12 protein-coding genes are annotated in these 14074 nt (G+C 66.7%); 6 read left to right on the top strand and 6 right to left on the bottom strand.

What is annotated here, in order from left to right:
- Positions 1-31: 31 nt before the first annotated feature.
- Entirely contained in the window at positions 32-1270 is a 1239-nt protein-coding gene (locus tag OHZ10_RS33445) for an SfnB family sulfur acquisition oxidoreductase (RefSeq protein WP_174994471.1), read from the bottom strand.
- 292 nt (positions 1271-1562) lie between these two features.
- Between OHZ10_RS33445 and OHZ10_RS33440 the strand changes: the two genes are divergently transcribed.
- Together OHZ10_RS33440 and OHZ10_RS33435 are read left to right on the top strand one after the other, a co-directional pair.
- A complete protein-coding gene (locus OHZ10_RS33440) occupies positions 1563-2828 on the top strand; it encodes an acyl-CoA dehydrogenase family protein (RefSeq protein ID WP_342706316.1) in 1266 nt (421 codons plus the stop codon).
- The gene (locus tag OHZ10_RS33435; protein ID WP_342706315.1) at positions 2825-4225 is read left to right on the top strand and encodes an LLM class flavin-dependent oxidoreductase; all 1401 of its coding nucleotides are present in this window, start codon (positions 2825-2827) and stop codon (positions 4223-4225) included. The genes OHZ10_RS33440 and OHZ10_RS33435 overlap by 4 nt, the downstream gene beginning before the upstream one ends.
- Before the next feature lie 125 nt (positions 4226-4350).
- On the opposite strand, the gene OHZ10_RS33430 is transcribed toward OHZ10_RS33435, so the two are convergent.
- Complete coding sequence (locus tag OHZ10_RS33430) at positions 4351-5778, bottom strand: MFS transporter (RefSeq protein ID WP_256087323.1); 1428 nt, start codon at positions 5776-5778, stop codon at positions 4351-4353.
- 337 nt (positions 5779-6115) lie between these two features.
- Here OHZ10_RS33430 and OHZ10_RS33425 point away from each other — a divergent pair, with 337 nt between their 5' ends.
- Genes OHZ10_RS33425 through OHZ10_RS33415 form a run of 3 tightly spaced genes read left to right on the top strand, consistent with a single transcriptional unit; the run spans position 6116 to position 8762 of the window.
- Positions 6116-7108, top strand: coding sequence for an aliphatic sulfonate ABC transporter substrate-binding protein (locus tag OHZ10_RS33425; RefSeq protein ID WP_342706314.1), 993 nt, complete (start codon positions 6116-6118; stop codon positions 7106-7108).
- Positions 7109-7119: 11 nt separating this feature from the next.
- The gene (locus tag OHZ10_RS33420) at positions 7120-7974 is read left to right on the top strand and encodes an ABC transporter permease (protein WP_059241504.1); all 855 of its coding nucleotides are present in this window, start codon (positions 7120-7122) and stop codon (positions 7972-7974) included.
- Positions 7971-8762 carry an ABC transporter ATP-binding protein gene (locus OHZ10_RS33415; RefSeq protein WP_256087320.1) on the top strand — a complete coding sequence of 264 codons (792 nt, stop codon included), beginning with the start codon at positions 7971-7973 and terminating at the stop codon, positions 8760-8762. Before OHZ10_RS33420 ends, OHZ10_RS33415 begins: the two co-directional genes overlap by 4 nt.
- A gap of 76 nt (positions 8763-8838) precedes the next feature.
- On the opposite strand, the gene OHZ10_RS33410 is transcribed toward OHZ10_RS33415, so the two are convergent.
- Entirely contained in the window at positions 8839-9747 is a 909-nt protein-coding gene (locus OHZ10_RS33410) for an alpha/beta fold hydrolase (RefSeq protein ID WP_256087319.1), read from the bottom strand.
- Between the two features lie 88 nt (positions 9748-9835).
- Between OHZ10_RS33410 and OHZ10_RS33405 the strand changes: the two genes are divergently transcribed.
- Positions 9836-10222, top strand: a complete 387-nt coding sequence (locus OHZ10_RS33405; protein ID WP_340625961.1) for a MerR family transcriptional regulator — start codon at positions 9836-9838, stop codon at positions 10220-10222.
- 295 nt (positions 10223-10517) lie between these two features.
- On the opposite strand, the gene OHZ10_RS33400 is transcribed toward OHZ10_RS33405, so the two are convergent.
- The 3 genes from OHZ10_RS33400 to OHZ10_RS33390 are packed head-to-tail and all read right to left on the bottom strand — an operon-like array spanning position 10518 to position 13482.
- Positions 10518-11159 (bottom strand): hypothetical protein, encoded by a 642-nt coding sequence (locus tag OHZ10_RS33400; protein WP_342706313.1) that lies wholly within the window; start codon positions 11157-11159, stop codon positions 10518-10520.
- Between the two features lie 22 nt (positions 11160-11181).
- Positions 11182-12108 carry a hypothetical protein gene (locus OHZ10_RS33395; protein ID WP_174992408.1) on the bottom strand — a complete coding sequence of 309 codons (927 nt, stop codon included), beginning with the start codon at positions 12106-12108 and terminating at the stop codon, positions 11182-11184.
- 45 nt (positions 12109-12153) lie between these two features.
- Positions 12154-13482 carry an SAM-dependent methyltransferase gene (locus OHZ10_RS33390; RefSeq protein ID WP_059241493.1) on the bottom strand — a complete coding sequence of 443 codons (1329 nt, stop codon included), beginning with the start codon at positions 13480-13482 and terminating at the stop codon, positions 12154-12156.
- Positions 13483-14074 lie beyond the last annotated feature (592 nt).

Raw genomic sequence — 14074 nt, 5'->3', positions numbered from 1 at the left:
GCGGCCGGACGGCCCGCCGGCCGCGCGCGGCTCAATTCCACGCATGGCGTGCCGGGCGCACGCCGTTCAGGTAGTAGTTGCCGACGAGGTGATATTTCCAGCGCACCGGATCGTGCAGCGTATGCGTGCGCGCGTTGCGCCAATGCCGGTCGAGATTGTGCTCGGCGAGCGTCGATTGCGTGCCGGCCAGCTCGAACAGCTTTTCGCCCGCGAGCAGCGCGACCTCGGTCGTCAGCACCTTTGCTTCGCCGACCGCGACGGACGCACGCGCGACATCGTCTTCGGTCACGTTGCCGCGCGCCGCGATTTCGTCGAGCGTGCGCGCCGCACGTTCGAGCAGCGCCTCGGCCGCATGCAGCTGGATATGCAGATGACCGATCTCGCGAATCGTCAGCGGATCGTCCGTGGCCCGCTCGACGCCGCTGTCGACCCACGGCCGTGTGCGGGTACGCACGAACGCCAGCGTGTCGTCGATGGCCGCCTTCGCGATGCCTGCGTCGATCGCCGCCTGGATGATCTGCGACAGCGGGCCGTTGAGCGTCGGCACGTCCGACACGCGCTGCGCGGGCAGCACGTGCGACGCTGGAACGCGCACCGCATCGAGCACGACCGTGCCGCTCGCGGTAGTGCGTTGCCCGAATCCCGACCAGTCGTCGATCACGGCCAGCCCCGGAGTCGGCTGCGGCACGTATGCGAGCCATGCCTGGTGCGCGTCGTCGAGGCCCAGCACCGGCACGTAGTGCGCGAACAGCGCGCCGGTCGAGTAGAACTTGGTGCCGTCTACCCGATAGTCGTCGCCGTCGCGGCGCACGCGTGTCTTCAGATCGAGTACGTGTTTCGTGCCCTTCTCCGAGAACCCGTTGCCGAAGCGCTTGCCGCTCAGCACTTCCGCGAAGAAGTGACGCTTTTGCGCGTCGGTGCCGGTCAGCGTGATTACGTCGACCAGCCCGAAATGATTCTGCGGCAGCTGCCCGAGCGACGGATCGGCCGCCGCGACGATCTTGATGACTTCGGTCAGCGTCACATGCGACACGCCTGCCCCGCCGTACGCCTTCGGCACCGTGATCGCCCACAGTCCCGACTGCGAAAACCATTCGATTTCGTCGCGCGGCAGGCGGCGCGTGCGATCGCGTTCGGCCGCGCCTTCCGCGAGCCGTTGCGCGAGTGCGTGCGCGGCCGCGATCGCCTGTGCGTCGTCGGCGATCACGTGGGCCGCGCGATGCGCTGCATCGGCCGGACGCTCCTGGATCGTGGCGCTCGTGTCTGACATCTGCCCCTCCTGTCGAATGACGAAAGCGTTCAATCTAGCAGCGCGGCGCGAGCGCTAAAACCGAGCGATTCTCGGAACGATATTCCTTTGGATAACAAACGACCTGTCGATCTTCACACGCGATGCCGCGCTTGTGCGTCGCAATCGACGTACGAACGTCGATGCGTCCCCGCCCGGTTCCGGTAATACGCAGCGGCGATAACCATCTGCGAATCCGTTATTGGAACGCTCGCGTCGCGCTTCCTATACTGGCGTCCCGGCGCAATCGGCCCCGCTCTTCGAGGAACCCCGCATGACTTCGACGCACGCAGCCCCCGACCTTTCCACCGGCACCGACTACGACACGCTCGCGAGCCGGTTTCGGCCGATCTTCGAGCGCATCGCCGCCGGCACCGCCGAACGCGAACGCCGCCGCGAACTGCCGCACGAGGCGATCGGCTGGCTGAAAGCGGCGGGCTTCGGCGCGGTGCGGCTGCCCGCAAGCGCCGGCGGCGCCGCTGCGTCGCTGCCGCAGCTGTTCCGGCTGCTGACCGAACTCGCCACCGCCGATTCCAATCTGCCGCAGGCGTTGCGCGGGCATTTCGCGTTCGTCGAGGACTGGCTGAATGCGCCGGCCGGGCCGCAACGCACGACCTGGTTCGACCGCTTCGCGAGCGGCCAGCTCGTCGGCAATGCCTGGTCGGAGGCCGGTGACGTGCCGCTCGGCCAGACCGTCACGAAGGTATCGGAACAGAACGGCCGGCTCGTGCTGAACGGCCGGAAGTTCTACAGCACGGGCAGCCTGTTCGCCGACTGGATCGACGTGTTCGCGCAGCGCGCGCACGACGGCAGCGACGTGATCGTGGCCGTCGCGACCGCGCAGCCCGGCGTGATCCGCGAGGACGACTGGGACGGCTTCGGCCAGACGACGACCGGCAGCGGCACGACGCGTTTCGAGGATGCGGCCGTCGACGCCGGCAACGTGATCGACTTCGCGCGCCGCTTCAAGTACCAGACCGCGTTCTACCAGCTGTTCCACGTCGCCACGCTGGCGGGCATCGGCCATGCGATCGTGCGCGACGCGGGCGAGCTCGTGCGCAGCCGCACGCGCGTGTACAGCCACGGCAACGCGGCGCGGGCGGGCGACGACGCGCAGCTGCAGCAGGTGATCGGCGAAATCGCGTCGTGGGCGTACGCGGCCGACGCGCTCGCGCTGCGCGCCGCGCAGCCGCTTCAGCTCGCGTACGAGGTGCGCTTCGGCGGCGACGACGCAGCCGAGCACGCGGCGAACGTCGCGGCCGAGATCGAATCCGCGCAGAGCCAGCTCGTCGTGTCCGAACTCGTGCTGCGCGCGGCGACGCGCCTGTTCGACGCGCTCGGCGCATCCGCGACCCGCACCACGGCCGCGCTCGACCGTCACTGGCGCAACGCGCGCACGGTGTCGTCGCACAATCCGCTCGTCTACAAGGCGCGGATCGTCGGCGACTGGGTCATCAACGGCCGCACGCCGCCGTTCGTCTGGCGCGTCGGCAACGGTGCGGGCGCCGACGTGGAAACGGAAGCCGGAGTCGCGCGATGAGCAAGCCCATCCGCTTCAACGCGTTCGAGATGAACTGCGTCGGCCACCAGTCGCCGGGCCTGTGGGCGCATCCGCGCGACCGCTCGTGGCAGTACAAGGATCTCGACTACTGGACCGACCTCGCCCGCGTGCTCGAACGCGGGATCTTCGACGCGATCTTCATCGCGGACGTGATCGGCTACTACGACGTCTACAAGGGCAGCAACTATCACGCGCTGCACCAGGCCGCGCAGATTCCGGTCAACGATCCACTGCAGCTCGCCGCGCCGATCGCAATGGCGACCGAGCATCTCGGCATCGGCATCACCGCGTCGACGACGTTCGAACACCCGTACACGTTCGCGCGCCGGTTGTCGACGGCCGACCATCACACGAAGGGCCGGCTCGCATGGAACATCGTCACGTCGTACCTGGAGAGCGGTGCGAAGAACGTCGGCGATCACGGCCTGCGCACGCACGATGACCGCTATGCGGTCGCGGCCGAATACGTCGAGGTGCTGTACAAGCTGTTCGAAGGCAGCTGGGAAGATGGCGCGGTGGTGCGCGATCGGGACGGCCGCGTGTTCACGCATCCCGAGAAGGTGCACGAGATCGGCCACAAGGGCCGCTTCTTCGACGTGCCCGGCTATCACCTGTGCGAGCCGTCGCCGCAGCGCACGCCGGTGCTGTTCCAGGCCGGTGCGTCCGGCCCCGGCAAGGCGTTCGCCGCGCGGCACGCCGAATGCGTGTTCGTCGCCGCGCCGACCCGCGACCAGCTCGCGCGCTACGTGGCCGACGTGCGCGCGCAGGCCGCTGCCGCCGGGCGCGATCCGGCCGGCGTGCTGATCTACAACCTCGTCACGGTGATCGTCGACGAAACCGACGAGAAAGCGCAGGCCAAGTTCGACGAGTACCGCCGCTATGTGTCGTACGACGGCTCGCTGGTATTCATGTCGGGCTGGACCGGTATCGACTTCGGCCAGTATGCGCCGGCCGATCCCGTGCGGCGCGTCGAGACGAATGCGATCGTGTCGGCGGTCGAGCACCTGTCGGGCGGCGACACCGCGTGGACGATCGAGGCGCTGGCGACCTGGGGCGGCATCGGCGGGATGGGCCCGGTGTTCGTCGGGTCGGCCGCAACCGTCGCGGACATCCTGCAGGAATGGGTGGCCGCGACCGACGTGGACGGCTTCAATCTCGCGTATGCGGTCGCGCATGAAACCTTCGAGGATGTCGTGCGCCACCTCGTTCCGGAGCTGCAGCGGCGCGGCGTGTATCCGACCGCCTATGCGCCGGGTACGCTGCGCGAGAAGCTGTTCGGCGGCGCGGCGCGGCTGCCGGATACGCATCCGGCCGCGCAGTTTCGCGATATCGAGCAGGTCAAGCGCGATGCGGAGCAGGAAGCGGTCAGCGCATAACGAACGGCAATGTCCAGGCCGGTATGCCCGTGTACGGAGCAACCGGCCTCAGCGCAAACGGCTTCGCGCGGCCCGGCGAAGCCGTTTGTGTTTGCGGGGAGCGGCGAGCGCCCTCCCGCCAACGCTCACGCGGCGCTTTCGTCGTCGATGTCGCGCGCCGTCGGTTCGTAGCGCACGATCAGCAGGAACACGATCGGCGTGACCGCGCTGATCGCGACGACCCAGAACATGTCGGTACCGAGACGGGCTTGCAGGATCGGCAGCACGAACAGCGCCAGCGCCTGGCCGATGCCGCACAGCGATCGCCCGAAGCCGACGCCGGTGCCGCGGATCGCGGCCGGATAGGACAGCGTCGGATAGATCATCATCTGCGCGCCCGGCCCGAAGCCTTCCGCGAACAGCCACGTACCGAGCATCAGCAGCACGACGCCAACCGCGAGTGCGCCGTGCGGATGCCCCGCCAGCGCGAGCGCGACGAGTGCGACCGTTTGCAGCGCGAACCCCGCGATCGCGACATGGCGCGACGGGTACCGATACGCGAGGCGCATGCCCAGCAAGCCGCCGGTAAACGCGAACAGCACGTTCAACGCGAGCGAGGCCGCGATCGTTTCGAACACGCCCGCGCCGAGAAACTGCGACAGGATCGACGGCAGGAAGAACGCGATCGCCGTGTATTCGAACGGAATGCACAGGTTCATCACGCTGGCGACGATCGTGCGCCCGAGATACGGGCGCTGGAACAGCACGCGAATCCGCACGGGCGGCGGGCCCGGCTCGCGTCGCGCATCCTCCGCTTCGTGGGCGTGAATGCCGTACGATTCGCGCAGGATGCGCGCGGCATTGGCCAGATCGCCCTGGTTCGCGGCCCACAGCGGCGATTCGTTCATGAACCGGTTCCGGAACAGGATGATGACGAGCGCGGGCACCGCGCCGAAGATCAGCGACGCGCGCCACAGCCAGCCCGCATGCTCGGCCGGCAACAGGAAATACAGGCCGAAGATCAGCAGGAAACAGACCGACGACGCGACGTACCACATCGGGCACCACGCCGCGAGCCGCGACGCCTTGTTGCCGCGACCGTTGAACTTCGAGAATTCGGCGAGAAACGCCATCGCGACGGGCAGGTCGATGCCGACGCCGAGCCCCATCACGAAGCGGGCGCCGATCAGCACCCAGACGTTCGGCGCGAGCCCGGCCGCGATCGCCGCGACGACGAAGAACAGCATGTCGGCCATGAACACCTGGTAGCGGCCGATCCGGTCGGTCAGCCAGCCGCCGATCAGGCTGCCGAAGATCGTGCCGATCATGATCGCCGACCCGACCAGCCCGGTCAGCGCGGGCGTGAGGCCGAACTCGCGCGCGACGTCGTCGATGCCGTAAGACAGCGTCGTCAGGTCATACGCATCGAGAAACACGCCGCCGAGCGCCAGCAGCACGATCATCCGCGCATGGCTGACCGAACTGTCGACCGTGTTGATCAGGCGCGCGACGTCGCTCGCCGAGCGGATCGGGGAAGAGACCGGGGTGACCGGGTCCAGGTGGATCGAACTCATCGCATTCCTTAATTTCACGCCGGATGACCGGCGATGTTCGCGTGGCGCGGGAAACCGGGCGTGCACATTCGCGGAGCGTCAGGCCATCCCGCGAAGGCGGTCCCGCTGCCGGCGAGGCCCGGCAGCCGAAATTCTGTCCCCCCGGTCCGGCAATCCCAAGCGATATAAAGCGATTAATTAATCGCCCTGCGTCATAAAGTTGCGCGGCCGGTGCGCTTAGCAGCCGCGCGCATGTTCAATCGAGGATTTCTTCGTTAACGGATCGCCGGTGCTTGGGTACATTAGCCCGCTACCCTGCCTGTTCGCGGCGCATTGCCGCTCTTCCGGAGATTCCCCGATGAAGCTGTTCTGGTCCCGCGCGTGGCAATCCGCGGCCCTCGTCATTGCCGCGCTCGCCGGTCTCGCATCGATGCCTGCCCACGCGGCGACGCCCGCGGAAATCCGCGTCGACTATGCGTACTACTCGCCCGAGAGTCTCGTGATCCGCCACTTCGGCTGGCTCGACGACGAGTTCAAGGCCGACCGGACGTCGATTCGCTGGGTGCTGAGCCTCGGCAGCAATCGCGCGCTCGAATACCTGAACAGCGGCGCGGTCGATTTCGGTTCGGCCGCCGGGCTGGCGTCCGTGCTCGCGCGCGCGAACGGCAATCCGATCCGCACGGTCTACGTCTTCTCGCGTCCCGAGTGGACGGCGCTCGTCGTACGCAAGGATTCGCCGATCCGCTCGCTTGCCGACCTGAAGGGCAAGAAAATCGCCGCGACGCGCGGCACCGATCCGTTCCTGTTCACGCTGCGGGCGCTGCACACGGCCGGCCTGACGCGCGACGACGTCGAGATCGTCAACCTGCAGCATCCGGACGGCCGCACCGCCCTCGCGAACGGTCAGGTCGATGCATGGGCCGGGCTCGATCCGCACATGGCGGCCGCCCAGCTCGACGACGGCGCGCGCCTGCTGTATCGCAACGTCGCGTTCAATACGTACGGGTTCCTGAATGTGCGCGACGCGTTCGCCGGCCAGTATCCGCAGGCGGTTGCGCGCGTGCTGAAGGTCTACGACCGCGCGCGCCAGTGGATCGTTGCGCATCCGGCCGAAACCGCGCAGATCGTCGCCGACGAATCGAAGGTGTCGCTGCCGGTCGCGCGGCTGCAGCTCCAGCGCAACGACTTCAGCGATCCGGTGCCGGGCGATACCCAGCGCGCGGCGCTGAAGGCCGCCGCGCCCGTGCTGACGGCCGAGCAGCTGACCAAGCCCGGCGTCGATCCCGCGAAGATCGTCGATACGCTGATCGATCCGTCGTTCGCGCGCCCGATCGTCGCTGCATCGCACTGAGCTGGCCGCCGATGACGGACACCGCTGCCCGGGACGATGCGCTTGCGCCCCGCCGTCCGGCCCCGCCCGAAGCGAGCCGGCGCGACCCGCTTCGCGGGTGGCGCATCGCAGGGCTCGCACTGCCGTTCGCCGCGCTCGCGCTGCTGGAGTGCGCCGTGCGCCAGGGCTGGCTGCCGGATCGCCTCGTCCCGGCGCCCAGCGAGATTCTCGATACGCTCGCGCGCATGGGCGTCACGCGGGTCGCACGCCATGTCGCTGCGAGTGCGTTGCGGGTGGCGGCGGGTTTTGCAGCCGGCGCCGGGCTCGCGCTCGTCGTCGGCGCGGCGATGGGCCTGAGCCGTCGGATCGACGCGCTGCTCGAGCCGACGTTTCAGGCGCTGCGCGCGATTCCTTCGCTCGCATGGGTGCCGGTGCTGCTGCTGTGGCTCGGTATCGACGAAGCGCCGAAGATCACGCTGATCGCCATCGGCGCATTCTTCCCGGTCCATCTTGCGGTGGTCGCCGGCATTCGCGACGTCGACCGCAAGCTCGTCGAGCTCGGCGCGGTGTACCGGCTCGGCCCATTGGCGCTGTTCCGTCGCATCCTGCTGCCGGCCGCGCTGCCGCAGATCGTCACCGGCCTGCGCACCGGCCTCAGTCTCGCGTGGATGTTCATGGTGGCCGCGGAGCTGATCGCGGCTACCCGCGGCCTCGGTTTCCTGTTGAGTGACGGCCGCGAAACCGGGCGCCCCGATCTCGTATTCGGCGCGATCCTGCTGCTCGCGTTGCTCGGCAAGCTGACCGATGGCGCGATGCGCCGCATCGAGTTGCGCTGGCTCGGCTGGCGCGATGCGTTCGACAGCGTGCCGCGGGAGGTGTCGAAATGAGTGCACATCCTTCGGCCCGCCCGGCCGCCGGCACCGATACGCCGCTGCTCGACCTGCGGATCGTCCGCAAGCTGTATGGCGGTCGCACGATCCTCGCCGACGTCGCGCTGCAGGTCGCACGCGGCGAGATCGTCTGCGTGGTCGGCCCGAGCGGTTGCGGGAAGAGCACGCTGCTGCGGATCGTCGCCGGGCTCGACGCCGACTTTCGCGGCAGCGTGACGCTGGACGGTAGCGCGCTCGCCGGACCGTCCGCGCGCGTCGGCGTGATCTTCCAGGAGCCGCGGCTGCTGCCGTGGCTATCGATCGCGGACAACGTCGGTTTCGCGGCCGGCCCGCGAGGCGGCCGCGCGCCGAGCGTTGCCCGGTTGCTCGACGAAGTGGGCCTGGCGGGCGTCGCGCGGCAACTGCCGGCCACGTTGTCGGGCGGAATGGCGCAACGCGCCGCGATCGCTCGCGGGCTGTTCGGCGAACCGGATCTGCTGTTGCTCGACGAACCGTTCAGCGCGGTCGATGCGATCACCCGGATGCGCCTGCAGACGCTGCTGCTCGATGTCGTCCACCGGCACCGAATGGCCGCGATCGTCGTCACGCACGATCTCGACGAGGCGCTGTATCTCGGCGATCGCGTGCTGATGCTCGCGCCGAACCCGGGCCGTATCGACGGCGAAATCCACGTCGATGTCGCGCGGCCGCGCGATCGGCGCGATCCGTCGCTGGCGGCGCAGCGCGCGCGGCTGCTCGATGCGTTCCAGCGCTTTCACGATCGCGCGGTGGGCGACGCGGCCTGAACCACGGCCACGCCCGCCTGAAATCGCGTGCCTGCGCGCCCCGGATTGCGCCATGCGGGCAGCGCGACACGCGCATTCATTGCCGCGACGCTGACTGGACGAACGCGGCCAGATCGCGATTGAACCGCTCGGCCTCCTCGATGAACGGCGCGTGCCCCGACTCCGCGTACACCTTGCTGACCACACGCGGATTCAGCGCAGCCGCGCGCGCCAGCGTCGCGTCCGTATCGACGAGCGCGTCGCGACCGCCGTAGATGAAAAGCAGCGGCACGTGCGCGTGGCCGAGCCCCGCGGCCGCGAAGACCGTCATCGTCGGGACGGCCTTCTGCATGTCCCACGATGCCATCGCGGCGTTGGCGAGCAGCCGCTCGAACGTGGCGGCGTCCGGTCGATGGTTGAAGCACAGACCGACGAAGGTGCGTTCGCCGTCGAGATGCGTTTTCAGATCCGGCGCGTTCATGTCCCGGTAAACATCGGGATGCGCGACGATCTGATCCCGCGCAAGCTCCACCACGCCGTCGACATACACCGCGCCGGCGATCCCGTGATCGCCGTACCTGGCGAGGTAATTCGAGATCACGACGCCGCCGAGCGACCAGCCGACCACGACGGGTTTGCGCGCATGCGCCCCCTGGATGACCGCCGCAAGATCGTCACCCCAACGGTTTCCGTCGCGATACGGTTCCGCGCCGGACGGCTTGTCCGACAGGCCGTGACCGCGCAGATCGTAGGTAATGATCCGGTAGCGGCGCAATGCGGGGCTCGCCACCTGGGCGTCCCAGTTCAGGCGACTGCCGAGCAGACCGTGGATCAGGATGACCGGCGGCCCGTCCGGGTCGCCGCTTTCCTGAACGGCCAGCTTGGCCCCGTCCGTCGAGCTGACCGTATAGCTCACGGGCGCGGCGGCCGCGGCGCTGGCGAATGCGACCGGCATCGCCCACGCGATCGCGGCAATCAGCAGGTTGATCAGCGATCGGAATTTCATGATGTTTTCCTGAAAGAGTGGCCGGAACGCCCAGTCTCAACCCTCACACCTGTGTGAGAGTCAAGCGGTTCGTGCTAACCTGCCTTTCATGAAAAATCCATCTGCGCAGGCACGCCTGACCATCGGCGAGCTTGCCCAACTCACCGGCGCGAGCGTGCGATCGATCCGGCACTACGACGAGCACGGCCTGCTCGCGTCGGTGCGGGCGGCCAACGGCTATCGCATGTTCCCCGACAAGGTGGTAACGCAGGTCAAACAGATTCAGCGCATGATCGCGACCGGTTTCACCATCGACGATATTCGCGGCTTTCCGGACTGCATGCTGCTGATTGACGGCGCCCGCTCGTGCGATCAGATCACCGACGTCCAGCGGGAACGCCTCGAAGCCATCGACCGTCAGATCGCGGATCTCGAGAAACGGCGCGCGAGGCTCGTCAAAACTTTGCAGGATGGCGCGGTGCCTCCGCTCGACTGACGCGCCGGCATTCCCGGCCGCCGCGCCGCTCCTCGCTCCTCGCTCCTCGCTCCTCGCTCCTCGCTCCTCGCTTCTCGCTTCTCGCTTCTCGCTTCTCGCTTCTCGCTTCTCGCTTCTCGCTTCTCGCTTCTCGCTTCTCGCTTCTCGCTTCTCGCTTCTCGCTCCTCGCTTCGGGCGCCAGCGCCACCTCGGCACCGTTCAAGCAGGCCCGCCCCGCGAGGCGGGCGACGTGCGGTGGGTCGAAGAGGCGTTGAAGCAGGTGTCGGCGACAAAATGGCGGCCTGAACGCCCGGCGCTATATCGAGAACCGGAAGTCGTACGAGATGCGCGTCGCGCCGCTCAGGTTGTCCAGCGTGCCGTGCATCATCTCGGTGCCGTAGAATATGAATCCTTCGCCGTATTCAAGCTCGACGGGCTTGAAGTCGCTCAACCCCGGCGCGGATTCGACGTACATCGAATTGCTGTCGAAGGTGCGTGTCACCGGCAGCCAGATGTTGACCAGATTCGGCCGCTGCCCGTATTCCGCATCACGATGAAAGCGCAGGATCGCACGCGAGCCGTGGAAGTTGACCCGCATCATCGCAATCGGCTGGCAACTCCGGATCGGGCCGGCGAATCCGTCGACATGATCGAAGACGAGCGACCGGATCAGCGCCATCGAGCGCTCGGCTACCGCTGCGTGCAAGGCCTTGCTGACGTCCCAGCTGTTTCGGGTCACGAAGTGATGCGGCAGCGTGAGGTCCGTCTTCTGCGGGTTCCAGCGAGGATCCAGGTGCAGCGTCTCGAGCGCGTCGGTGCCGAAAAACTCCGCCACGATCGCACGCAAATCCCACCGCGCGGTATCGTAGGCGAAGACGGACGACAGCGGCAGGGCGCGCCCCGCCACCTCGACCGTCTCCGCGCTGCGGTACCGGACAGGGCCGCGATCGGATGCCATGAAGGGCCTCCCGTCGCACGGCTCACGCCGCAAGCGCCAGGGCCTTTTCGAGCAGCTTCTCCGCCGCCGCGGCATCCTCTTTGGGGAGGGACGCCTTGGTCGAACCGGGTGACGGCTTGTCGTCGTCCTCCGCCAGCACCTCGACCACCGCCACCGCGACTTCCGTCATGACCTCGGTGGTCACCTCCGTCGTCACCTCGGTGGTGACTTCCGTCGTCACTTCCGTCGTGACCTCGGTCGTCACCTCCGTCGTCACTTCGGTCGACGTGTTGCTGATCAGCGCGGCGACCACCGTGATGTTCGGCGGGGCGGAACTGGATTTGGTGGTCCCCGAGAGATTGACGTAAGTGGGCTGCGCACCGCTGTTCCACAATTCCCCGTAGAGCGTCAACGTCGGCGCCTGCGCGTTCGAGAACTGGATGATCGCATTCTGCGGATTGCCGTTCGCGCTGAACCACGCGAGCTGGTCGATCTCGCCTTTCGGCCCCTTCTCGCCGGTATAGACGGGCTTGTTCACGATCGACCCGCCGTACGTGACCTGCGGCGCGCTGATGACCAGCTTGTCGCTCAGCGGCGTGCTCTTGCCGTCCGCGGTCAGGCTGAACAGGTTGTACGTCCCGTTCCACGTCGACAACTGCTGGGTGGCGGCACCGGCGTTGCCGAACAGGTTGTTGGCGGTCGGCAACGGGTCGCTTCCCTGCGAGAACACGCCGACGAAGCCGTTGACGCCGCCGTTCTGGTAGAAGGTCAGCCTGGCAGACGTCGCATTGCCGCCGGTCGCGGCCCAGCTCACCCCGGTTGCGGTGAACGACGGAGAAGCGATCGCGGCGCCGTTGAGCGTGACGGACTGGTTGCCGGTATCGATCACGACCGGCCCGGGAATGTACGTCTTTCCGTCCGGCTGCAGCCAGCTGGTCATATAGGTGCCGGACACGTCGAAGGAAGCCATGGTCTTTTCCTCTTTTTCAGGTGGTGGGACAGCGCGTGCAGGCGCTCAGGCCAGGCTCAGGTCGTCCTTGCTGGTATGGACCGCTTCCATGGCCCGGGTCACGGCGGCGGGCGTGGCGGCAAAACCCTGCCGACGCAACCAGGACGCGACCACGCCTTCGTACTCGCCGAGCGGAATCTCGTGGTCGGCAACCGCTTGCGCGGCAGCGGCCTGACGATCGCGGTATTCGCGGGCCAGTTCCGGATCGAGCAGCGCGGCGCCGACGAACCGGACAGCCTCCTTGTCCGGATCGCGCTTGAACATCATCCGGGTGACGCCCGTGTGCTGGAGCAGCAGGTTGCGCCGCTCCTCGGCCGTCAGGCCCGCGCGCGAATCGAGGTAGGCTCGCGGGTTGGTCTGGAACTCGCCCTGGGCACGCTGGTCGAGCGCAAGCGTGAGCAGCGTCTGGTACAACGCTTCCGATGCGAAGCTGTACTTGTAGCCGGGCGGTACCTTGTGATTGTGGATGTTGCGCCGGGCGATTTCGGCCAGTACGCGATAGTCTTCGCGGTCGCAGATCAACGGGTTGCGGCGCGCCTCGCTGATTCTGGCGAGGCCAAGCTTGGCGAGCATGCCGGCATCGGACTGGATGCCGTCCTTCGCCGGAATGAAGAAGGTCGAGATGCCGGAGACCTTCGCCTTCACGTCGGGGTCGCGGTAGTCACCGATCACGTGGCGGTCGATCTGCGGCGGCCCGGCAAACATGTTGGCGACATAGTTGATGGCGGGATGCTCGGCGCCATAGATCTCCTCGAGATAGTCGAGCAGCACGTCGAACTTGTCGTTCCGGTAGCCGCCGAACTTGAAGCCCAGGTCGCCGATGCAACCGACCTGCCAGAGGATGAAGTTGGCGGTGGTATCCACCTTGCGACGCCGCAACAGGAAATCGGTCGCCTCGTAGATCTGCATGCCCGGAACGCTCGGGTCCACGCCCAGGTCCGCGTACAGGCAGTCCTCGGCCGAAACCGCCGGCAGCATCACGGCATCGTAGCCTTCGTTGCGGGCAATCGCGATCGCATTGTGCGACGGCGTCACGAATACGCCGGGGTGACCGTAGAACAGCGCGCACACGTACTTGCCCGCACGCACCTCCGCCATGATCCGCTCGATCATCTGGACGTACGTGATCACGCGCGCCTTGTCGTCCGCGTAATACTGGTAGAGATCGAACGCGTTGGGGTTCTGCGCCTCGATCCACATGTCGGTGACCGGGTCGGCCGCCGCATAGAGCACGATGTCCGCCTGCTGGATATGCGCCTGCGCTTCCAGCGTAAAGTGCGCAACCGCCTTGATGCCCGATCCGATCACCACCAGCCTGCCTTTGGCCGCGCTCATAGTACGTCCTCCGCTATCAGACAATCGAACATATCGATCTCCCGAAATCAGGATTCGGAAAACACGCCGGAACGACTAAGACGGTCTTGCTCCGCCCATGCATAAAACCTGCTCGCACACCGCGCGACAGAATTCCAATCACGTGCGCGTCATTAGGTATAGGGCCGGATTTCGACAAATTCAATACCAAATTTGATTGAATTGAATTTGATCGCTCACTTGAAAATTCGCCGAAAGAAAATTGAACATTTTCAGGAAGCTTTGCCTCCCTGCCTGGTTCGAATATTCCGAAACCGGCTACGCGGCAATCAACAATGCCCGGCTGAATTGAACAACTCGAAACAAAACGCCGGCCGGGGTATGGCTTGCCTCGTGGCGCCCTCCGCGCCTGAGGCGGTGCCGCCGTCGTACGGACGGTCACCGATGCCGGTGCTACCGCGACAGTCCGTGTAATCGAGTGTAATCGCCTTTTAAAATAACTCCTTCTATATTGTTTTCGTTCTTTCACCAGAACCCGGATCTCTGGATTTTCATCAAGGCCGATAAAAAATCAGCCATTGCTTGCCAGGATTCAATAGCGACCCGGGTCGAT

Origin of the sequence: Burkholderia arboris, from assembly GCF_038723655.1 — a bacterium.
GTDB lineage: Bacteria > Pseudomonadota > Gammaproteobacteria > Burkholderiales > Burkholderiaceae > Burkholderia > Burkholderia arboris.
Note: the sequence above shows the minus strand (reverse complement) of the source record. Positions and strands in the feature narration are given on the sequence as shown.